The organism is Microbacterium sp. Bi128 (genome assembly GCF_918698205.1).
In genome coordinates, this window is the sequence record NZ_CAKKMM010000146.1 from 1 (window position 1) to 9,144 (window position 9,144).

General features: G+C 70.6%; 7 protein-coding genes and 2 pseudogenes. 5 read left to right on the plus strand and 4 right to left on the minus strand.

What is annotated here, in order from left to right:
• Positions 1-14: 14 nt before the first annotated feature.
• Positions 15-815 (minus strand): annotated as a pseudogene (locus tag LQV45_RS12055) (ABC transporter substrate-binding protein); the annotation flags it as partial.
• Positions 816-866: 51 nt separating this feature from the next.
• Positions 867-1,910 (minus strand): annotated as a pseudogene (locus LQV45_RS35790) (LamG-like jellyroll fold domain-containing protein); the annotation flags it as partial.
• Between LQV45_RS35790 and LQV45_RS12065 the strand changes: the two are divergent.
• Positions 1,898-2,887, plus strand: coding sequence for an acetylxylan esterase (locus LQV45_RS12065; protein ID WP_230007230.1), 990 nt, complete (start codon positions 1,898-1,900; stop codon positions 2,885-2,887). The pseudogene LQV45_RS35790 and the gene LQV45_RS12065 sit on opposite strands and share 13 nt — an antisense overlap.
• An 81-nt stretch (positions 2,888-2,968) precedes the next feature.
• Here LQV45_RS12065 and LQV45_RS12070 read toward each other — a convergent pair whose 3' ends face one another.
• On the minus strand, positions 2,969-3,529 hold the full coding sequence (locus LQV45_RS12070) for an acyl-CoA thioesterase (protein ID WP_230007231.1): 561 nt from the start codon (positions 3,527-3,529) through the stop codon (positions 2,969-2,971).
• A gap of 113 nt (positions 3,530-3,642) precedes the next feature.
• Here LQV45_RS12070 and LQV45_RS12075 point away from each other — a divergent pair, with 113 nt between their 5' ends.
• Entirely contained in the window at positions 3,643-5,238 is a 1,596-nt protein-coding gene (locus tag LQV45_RS12075) for an MFS transporter (RefSeq protein ID WP_230007232.1), read from the plus strand.
• On the opposite strand, the gene LQV45_RS12080 is transcribed toward LQV45_RS12075, so the two are convergent.
• Positions 5,198-6,139 carry a DUF817 domain-containing protein gene (locus LQV45_RS12080; RefSeq protein ID WP_230007233.1) on the minus strand — a complete coding sequence of 314 codons (942 nt, stop codon included), beginning with the start codon at positions 6,137-6,139 and terminating at the stop codon, positions 5,198-5,200. The two genes, LQV45_RS12075 and LQV45_RS12080, sit on opposite strands and share 41 nt — an antisense overlap.
• Before the next feature lie 108 nt (positions 6,140-6,247).
• Between LQV45_RS12080 and LQV45_RS12085 the strand changes: the two genes are divergently transcribed.
• From LQV45_RS12085 to LQV45_RS12095, 3 genes are all read left to right on the plus strand, one after another.
• Complete coding sequence (locus LQV45_RS12085; protein ID WP_230007234.1) at positions 6,248-6,754, plus strand: GNAT family N-acetyltransferase; 507 nt, start codon at positions 6,248-6,250, stop codon at positions 6,752-6,754.
• A gap of 1 nt (position 6,755) precedes the next feature.
• Complete coding sequence (gene cofE / locus LQV45_RS12090) at positions 6,756-7,529, plus strand: coenzyme F420-0:L-glutamate ligase (RefSeq protein WP_230007235.1); 774 nt, start codon at positions 6,756-6,758, stop codon at positions 7,527-7,529.
• Between the two features lie 166 nt (positions 7,530-7,695).
• A partial coding sequence (locus LQV45_RS12095) for an HNH endonuclease signature motif containing protein (protein WP_230007236.1) occupies positions 7,696-9,144 on the plus strand: 1,449 nt, incomplete at its 3' end.

The following is a 9,144-nucleotide window of genomic DNA, read 5'->3' on the forward strand; positions in this document are numbered from 1 at the left end:
GGATTTAGGGCGGGCTACTTCTTCGGCAGGCCCGCCGGATTCAGCTCCGACTTCGCGACCGCTTCCGCGGACAACCCCCAGCGGTCCAGGATCTTGGCGTAGCTTCCGTCCTGGATCAGGTGGTTCAGTCCGGCCTGGGCCGCTGCGGCAAACCCGTTGTCCTTCTTGGTGGTGACGGCGATGCTGGCCTTCAGCGGCCAGCCGCCGTCGACCAGGCCCACGAGCTTTGTCTTGGCGTCGGAGGCCGCCTTGTAGGCCGCCGTGGCGTTGGGGCCGAACGTGAGGTCCGCCCGTCCGGACTGGATGGCGAGCTGGGAGGCGGAGTCGTCGTCGTAATACTGGAACTCCACGGGCTTGAGGCCGTTTTTCTTGTTCTCCTCATCCCAGCGCAGCAGGATTGCCTCCTGGTTGGTGCCGGAACCGACGATCACGCGCTTGCCGGCGACGTCCGGGGCCGATTCGACCTTGGTGACACTGCTGTCCGCCTTGGCGTAGAAGCCGAGCTTGTCCTCACGGTAGCTGGCGAAGTCGAACTTGAGCTTGCGCTCCTCCGTGACGGTGACATTGGAGAGCACAGCCTCATACTTGCCGGAATCGACGCCGAGCGGCCAGTCGGCCCAGGCCGTCGGGACAATGTCTGCCTCCAGGCCCAGGGACTCGGCCAGAGCGACGGCGATATCCACCTCGTTGCCCACCGGGGTCTTGTTGTCGGTGGCGTAAACGGCCAGCGGCGCCGCAAACGGGCTCACCGCCACGGTCAGCTTCCCGTCCTTCTTAATGGCTTCCGGGACGAGCGCGGCGGCCGCGGCATCCACGTCCTCTGGGTTCGACGGCGTCCCCTGCGCGACGAGCGCCTTCACGTCGTCGTCGGTGAGTGCGGTGTCGAAGATCGCGACATCGCGGACGCCGCCCTTCCAGACCCGGTCGGGGTAGGACGACTTGCCGATGTAGGCCACGAGACCGGTGCCGAAGTCGGCGACGGTCCGGGTGGATGCCACGGTGCCGATCTTGGTGCCGTCGAGGTACGCGGTGATCGAAGTGGGGGTGATCACGGTGGTGTACAGCGCCCACGCGTCGGTCGCCGCCGGGCCCTGCACGCCCCGCGCCCCGTCGGTCGGCGAGATACCCCGCTCGAGGGTCCAGGGCTGCGAAATGCGCGGCCCGTCGGTGAGGACGGACTTCACCCGCCCGGCGGGGTTCGCGGGGTTGAGCAGCCAGTACTGCTGCGGGAGGTTCTCGGTCGTGCCGAAGAACATCGCGGCCTGGTTGCCCGCACCCGTGCGGTCCTGCAGCCACGCCGACACCGTGACGGTGCTGCGTCCGTCGAAGAACCCGGTGGGCAGTTCGACGTAGGCGGCGCTCGAGCCGGCCGCGCCGCCCGGGAGCGACAGGGCGTCGCCGTCGACCGCGAATCCGGTGCCCCGGATGACGGCGTCGTGGCCGTGGCCCGAGGCGTCGGGGACCGTCGTCCCGGTCGTGTCGCCGAAGTCGTACGTCGCCACCGGTTCGGGGAGCGGCGCCGCGGTGGCCGCACCGACGGGCGCGAGGCCGCTCAGCAGGACCGCCGCAGCGGCGAGGACGGCACCGACACGGCGGGACGTCCATCCGCGCGTGGGCTCAGGGGAATGGGGGCGTGACAGCACCAAGATCGTCCTCCTCGACGACGGGTGTCCGGCGGGGGCCGGCGCGGAACGTTCAGAATTGTGAGCGCTCACTTTTGCACCATCTTTGAGGCAGTCGAACAGAGATGTCAACCATGGCTCGACATGGAATCGCTCCCATCTCTTCGGGATGTGAGGCCTCACACTCTGCGTGACCTGTCCCGGCGATCCCGCGTCTTGCTGTCCACCGGAGCCGCGGTTCGCTACTGTCGATTCGCCCCGACCCAGGAGACCCGATGGCTCAGACACTCACCGACATGCCGCTCGAGCTGCTGCGCGAGTACCGCCCCGAGCTGCCCGAGCCCGACGGCATGGACGCGTTCTGGGCCGAGACGCTGGCCGAAGCGCAAGCCGCCGCCCGTCCCGCCCGCCTCACCCCCGTGAACGGTCCGGTGCGCGCGCTGTCCGTCCACGACCTGGTGTTCACCGGGTTCGCGGGCGATGAGATCCGCGGGTGGGTCGTGCGCCCGCACGGCGACGAACCCCTCCCCGCCGTCATCGAATTCATCGGATACGGCGGCGGCCGTGGCCTCCCCGGCGACAAGATCGCGTGGGCCGCCGCCGGCTACGTGCACGTCATCATGGACACCCGCGGCCAGGGCTCGAGCTGGAGCATCGGCGACACCCCCGACCCGCACGGCTCGGCGGCCGCCTACCCGGGCGTCATGACCCGCGGTATCCACGATCCCCGCGACTACTACTACCGACGCCTGTACACCGACGCGGCGCGCCTGGTCGACGTCGTCCGCGAGCTTCCCGGCGTGGATGCCGCGCGCATCGCCGTCACCGGGGGCAGTCAGGGCGGCGCGCTCGCGATCGCGGCCGCCGCTCTCGCGGGCGACGCCGTCGCGGCGGTCCTCCCCGACGTGCCGTTCCTCTGCGACATCCCGAACGCGATCCTGCGGACCCCGTCGGCGCCGTTCACCGAGGTGACGCGCTGGCTCTCGATCCACCGCGACGACACCGCCGCCGCCCTGCACACTCTCTCGCACATCGACGCGGCGATCCTCGCCCGACGCATCCGCGTTCCCGCGTTCTTCTCCGTGGCGCTGATGGACGACATCGTGCTGCCGTCGGGAGTGTTCGCGGCCTTCCATTCGCTGGCATCCGAGGATGCCGCGATCGAGGTGTACCCGTACAACGGCCACGAGGGCGGGGGCACGCGGCACTGGGCGCGCCAGGTCGCGTGGCTCGACGCGCGGTTCGGCGTCGCCCCTGGCGCGTGAGTCGCCAAAATTCGTCGCCTTGCCGTGCCGGTAGGCGACAAATCGTGGCGACTCACGCACAGAAGGCACCGCGCCGAGGGGTCAGCGCCAGTCGCTGGGCGCGGGCCGCTTCGTCGACGGCAGCGCCGACGCCGCGGCCCACTCGTGCACCCACGACTCGATGTCGGGCAGCCCCTCGGGGCGCCCGACCGCCGCGAAGAGCTCGTCGTGGGGGACGGTGCCGCCCGAGCGCCGCAGGATGCGCGCGCGGATGATCGCGCGGGCGTAGATCTCGCCCTTCACGACCGCGCGGTGCTCGAGGTACACGGCGCGGTCGTCATGACCGAGCAGACGCGTTTCCAGCTCGAACCGCTGCCACAGCTCGAGCGAGCGGCGGAACGTGATGGTCTCGGCGCTGACCACGGCGTACCAGCCGTGGCCCTTCATCGCGCCGGCCAGGCCCGAGCGGGTCAGCAGGTCCCACCGGCCGAGGTCGAACAGCGACAGGTACCGGCCGTTGTTGAGGTGCCGGAGCAGATCGATGTCGGTGGGCAGGACGCGCAGTCGCATACGCCCGATCGTGTTCGGGTCGACGGGGCCCTCGCGGCGCAGACGGCGCTGCGCGCGGAGGAGGACGAGCAGGGTGCGCCAGAGAACATTCACGACCGGCGAGCGTAGTGATGCCACGAGAGAGTGGCGATTCTCTTGTGTCGAGCCGACAAAGCGACGGCACCCCCGGCCCGCGCCGGGCGGGTGCTGCTCGCTACTGTTGTCGCGTGACCGACGCCGACGCCGCGGTATCCGCGCCCACTGCCCCCGCCGCGCCGCCCCGCCCGAAGCTCGTGCTGACGGCGCTGATCCTCGGAGCGTTGGTGTGCAACATCAACCTCGCGGCGGCCAATATCGCATTGCCCGACATCGGCGACGCCTTCGGCACGGGGCAGACGGCCCTGAACCTCGTCGCCGTCGGCTGCTCTCTCGGCCTGGCCATGTCGGTTCTTTACCTCGGCGCGGTCGCCGACCGCTACGGACGCAAGCAGCTGCTGCTGATCGGCCTGGCATCCACGGTGGTCCTCAGCTTCGTCGCCGCTTTCGCGTCCTCCGTCGAGATGCTCGTCGTCGCGCGCATCCTCACCGGTATCGCGGCGGGCATGGCGTACCCGGTGACGCTCTCACTGATCACGGCGCTGTGGGGTCCGGGAAAGCAGCGCACCGTCGCCATCGCGCTCTGGTCGGCGGTCAGCGCGACCGCGACCGTGATCGGATCGGTCCTCGCCGGCATCCTGCTGCTGTGGCTGTGGTGGGGTGTCGCCTTCTTGCTCGCGGTGCCGTTCGCGATGGCGGCGGTCATCCTCGCATGGCTGTTCGTCCCGTCGCATGTCGCCGAGAACGACGACACGGTCGATCACCTCGGTGGCGTGATCTCCGTGTTCATGATCGGCTCGATCGTGCTCGGGCTGTCGACGGTGTTCGTGCCGACCACGCGCACGTTCGGCGTCATCCTGCTGATCTCCGCTGCCGTTCTGATCGCGCTCTTCGCGTGGCGCCAGCTGACCGCGCGGAGCCCCCTTTACGACCTGAAGGTCGCGCGGCGCCGCATGTTCTGGGCTCCCGCGGCCGCCGGACTCATCGTCTTCGGCTCGCTCATGGGCGCGATGTTCGTCGGGCAGCAGTTCCAGCAGAACATCCTCGGATACTCGACCCTGGAGGCATCCCTCTCGATCGTCCCCGCCGGCGTCGGTCTGCTCCTGGTCGCCCCGCAGTCGGCACGGCTCGTCCTCACTCGGGGGTCCCGCTTCACGATGATGCTCGGGTACGGGTTCGTCCTGGTCGGGTTCGTCACGATGCTCTTCTGGAACGAGACCACGCCGTTCTGGTACGTCTCGATCGCCTACCTCGTGATCGGGATCGGTGCGGGCTTCGCGATGACCCCGGCCTCCCGCGCCATCACCGAGTCCACCCCCGTGCGTCGGATCGGCATGGCCTCTGCCACCGCGGACCTGCAGCGCGACCTCGGCGGATCCGTCATGCAGGGCGTGCTGGGCGCCATCCTCGCCGCCGGTTTCGCGCACGCGTTCGGGAAGCTCATCTCGGAGTCGTCCGAGGCCTCGAGCATCAGCGACCAGGTCACCGCAGCGCTGCAAGCGTCGTACGCCTCAGCGGTGCATGTGGCCGACCAGTACCCGCAGTACAAGGACCAGATCATCCAGGCCGCGCAGCAATCGCTCATGACCGGGGCGATCGCCGCCTACGCCGTGGGTGCCGTCGCGATCGCCCTCGGCGCTGCGGTGGCGTGGTTCTTCCTGCCGAAGAAGTCGAGTGAGCTCGAGCTCATCGCCTCGTACGAGCGAGCGGATGCCGCCCGCGTCTGAGAGAGGGAACGGCGATTCCCCTGTGAGCTGCCGACGCATCGGCGGGATCCGGCTCGCGCGGCGGGTACACCCACGCGACCAGGACGACCGAGACGATTATCAGCAGGAACCACGACGTGAGCTTCGACGCGTCGACGGGATGCCATCCCCCCACTTGCGACGGATAGAGCCACGCCCCCGCGTACGTCGCGATGTTCTCGGCGAGCCAGATGAACAGCGCCACTCCGGCGAAGGCCAGCAGGAGTGGCATCCGGAACGTCCCCCGGAAGAAGCGGAAGTGCAGGGTCGTCCGCCACCACAGGGCCGCCACCGCGAGGATGAGCACCCAGCGCAGGTCGATGATCCAGTGGTGGGTGAAGAAGTTCGCGTAGATCGCGACCGCGACGACCGCGGTGAGCCACCGTCGGGGATAGTGCGTGAACCGCAGGTCGAACAGGCGATAGACCCGCACCATGTAGCTGCCGACGGCGGCGTACATGAACCCGCTGTACAGCGGCACGCCGCCCAGCCGCAGCACCCCGTCGGCCGCGTACATCCAGGAGCCGACGTCGGTCTTGAACAGTTCCATGAGCGTTCCGACGATGTGGAACAGCACGATCACGCGCAGCTCCCGCAGCGTCTCGAGCCGCCCGACGAGCATGCCGACCTGGATGAGAACCGCCGCGATCGTCAGAGCGTCGTTGCGCGCGAGCGCCGCATCGTCGGGGTACCAGAGCTTCGCGGCGAGCAGCACCGCCAGCAGGGCCGCACCGAACACGCACGCCCACGCCTGCTTGAGCACGAAGACCGCGAACTCGACGAGCCGCGCGCGGGCTCCCGTGTCCGGCGCCGAGCGCAGCAGACGGTTCGCGAAGGCGTCGATACGCGCCTCGACCGAGGTGAGGGCGGGGCGCGCGGTCATGCCCGGGATCGTGGCACGCGAGTCTGGCAGGATGCCGGAGCCCTACCGCATCCCGGGGTCCCCTTCGGCCGATTTCATCGTCGCGGAGCACCCGCGTAGAGTCGCGCCATGACTGCGGAGACCCGAACCGACATCGTCGTCCGTCCGGTGCGCGATGTGGATGCCGAGGCCCTCGGCCGCGTGCACGCAACGTGCTGGCACGAGACGTACGACCACCTCATCAGCACGGCCGCCCTCGAGGCGGTTTCCCCCAAGCGCATGGCCGAGCTCTGGACCCACTGGGCCTCCCAGGGCGACGACTACCGCATGCACGCCGCGCTCGTCGACGGCGAGATCGTCGGCTTCGTCGGATCGGGCCCCGCGCGCGACGACGACGCCCCGCGTCCGCGCGAGCTGTACTTCATCTACCTGCTCGACCAGTTCCACGGCACCGGCATCGGACAGCAGTTGTTCGACGCCGCCGTCGAGGACGGCGAGGGCCTCTACCTGTGGGTCGCCGACGACAACCCCCGCGCCCACCGCTTTTACGTGCGCAACGGATTCACGCTCGACGGCGCCAGCCAGGTGCAACCCTTCCTCGGTGAGGAGCTCACCGAGGTGCGTTTCGTCCGCTGACGTGCTGCAGATCTGGGCCCTCGCCGGCATCGGCGAGATCTCTCCGGGCGACGATCTGGTCGCGGTGATCCAGGATGCCGCGGGCGACACGCTCCGTGACGGCGACATCGTCGTGATCACGAGCAAGATCGTCTCCAAGGCCGAGGGCCGGATCCTGCGGGCCGACGACCGAGAGGACGCGATCACGCGTGAGACCGTGCGACTCGTGGCATCCCGGACCTCCCCCGCCGGACATGTGACCCGGATCGTCGAGAATCGCCTCGGGATCGTCTCGGCCGCCGCGGGCGTCGACGCGAGCAACACCCCCGAGGGCACCGTCCTGCTGCTGCCCGAAGACCCGGACGCCTCGGCGCGCGCGATCGCTTCCGGCCTTCGCCTCGCCACCGGCGCGCACGTCGGCGTGCTCATCACCGACACCCTCGGTCGCGCGTGGCGCGAGGGGCAGACCGATCACGCCATCGGCGCCGCGGGCGTGCACGTGTTCGAAGACCTGCGCGGGACGACGGATGCCGAGGGCCGCCCGCTCGTCGTGACCCTGCCGTGCGTCGCCGACGAGCTCGCCGCGGCGACCGACCTCGTCAAGGGCAAGGCCGCGCGCCTGCCCGTCGCCGTCGTGCGCGGACGCCCGGATCTCGTCGGAGACCTGGACCTGCCGGGGGCGCGCTCGATCGTTCGCCCGGCCGAGCGCGACATGTTCGCCCTCGGATCGGACGAGGCGTACGCCGCGGGGTTTGCGGCGGGGTCGACCGCGGGACGGGCCGAGCAGCCGCGCTGAGCGGGCGGAGCTGAGCTGACGCGCTGGGTCGGCGGGGTGCGACGCGCTCAGCGAAACAGAGACCTGCGGTGGGGAAAGACCTGCGGCGGGAGAGACCTGCGGTGGGGCAAGAGCTCGCCAGGCCGTGAGCCGGGGCGATGTCGGACCCTCTCGTTAGTGTTCGAGCATGGGAGTCCGCACACCACCGAGCGACCGGCCGACACCGGTCGACCCGTGGGGTGGAGCGCCCGAACCTGCGGAAGCCGAGCTGCAGGCGGCCGCCGATTCCGCGTGGGCGGTCGAGCTCGGCCTGAGCGACGACCTCGACGCGGGGTTCGCGCACGACCTGAGCGACGGCCCCGGCACGGAGTCCGCGCGCGCCGACGCGCCGAACGATGCGGTCTCCCTCGCCGCGCTCCTGCTCGACCGACTCGATGACCGTGCCCGCGAGCGGCACCGCGCGACGGCTGCCGAGTACGGCCTGATCCATCGTGTCCTCGCCGAAGCCGTCGCCGACCCCGAGCCGTGGGTCGGACCCGATCTCACGCTCGACGGCATCTGGCGCGATCCCCGTGGGCGCACGGCCGCCGCCGTTCGCCGCGACCGACTCGACATGGCCGAGCGCGCGGCGGTCGCCGAGATCGCCGTGCGTCTGCGCGTGGCCGAGCAGACGGTGCGCTCGCGCGCTGCGCACGCCGAAACCCTGCGCGAACGCTGCCCACGCCTCTGGGCCGCGTTCGCCGAGGGAGACGTGTCCGAGCGCCACGCCGTCGAGGCCGCGCAGCTGGCGGCCTCCCTTCCCGACGATGCCGACTCGTGGGAGGCGTTCGACACCGGCGTCCTCGATCGCGCACTCCGGCTCCCCCCGGCCCGGTTCTGCGTCTCGGCCCGCGCCCTGCGCGAACGAGTGCACGCCGAGTCGATCGAGATCCGCCACCGGCGGGCCCGGCATGACCGGGGCGTGTGGATGACGGCCGAGCTCGATGGCATGGCGACGCTCACCGCGCTCCTCCCCGCCGACCGGGCGGCAGACGCGATGACGCGCGTCGACCGCCTCGCCCGCCACCTGAGCACGGCGCCCGACGAAGAGCGCACGCTGACACAGCTCCGCGCCGACGCGTTCGCCGACCTCCTCACCGCGCCCGCGCCGACACCCGACGACGCCGCGAGCGCAGCCGCACCCACGGGAGCCTCCCCCGCGACGACGACCACCGCTTCCGGTCCCGGCGTCATCGTCACGATCCCCGCGCTCAGCCTGCTCGGCGCCGACACCACTCCGGCGACGCTGGACGGTTTCGGCCCCATCGACCTCGACACCGCTCGGCGTCTCGCGGGCGAGGCGACGTCCTGGATCCGCCTGCTCACCCACCCCGTCACCGGCGCACCCCTCGCCCTCGACCGGACGGCCTATCGCGTGCCCGCCGCGCTCCGCCGTTGGCTCGGCATCACCTCGCCAACGTGTGTCTTCCCCGGCTGCGGGCGCCCCGCCCGAGAATGCGACCTCGACCACCTGCGAGCCTGGAGCGAGGGCGGCCCCACCGACGACGAGAACCTCGAACCCGAGTGTCGCCACCACCACCGCATTCGCCACGAGACGCGGTGGGCCCCCGCACGAGATCCCGACACCGGTGAGTTG

What these genes read in the sequence shown, in the direction of transcription:
- LQV45_RS12085 (WP_230007234.1), top strand. Translation starts at nt 6,248, where the DNA reads ATGACTGCGGAGACCCGAACCGACATCGTCGTCCGTCCGGTGCGCGAT.
- LQV45_RS12065 (WP_230007230.1), top strand. Translation starts at nt 1,898, where the DNA reads ATGGCTCAGACACTCACCGACATGCCGCTCGAGCTGCTGCGCGAGTAC.
- LQV45_RS12080 (WP_230007233.1), bottom strand. Translation starts at nt 6,139, where the DNA reads ATGACCGCGCGCCCCGCCCTCACCTCGGTCGAGGCGCGTATCGACGCC.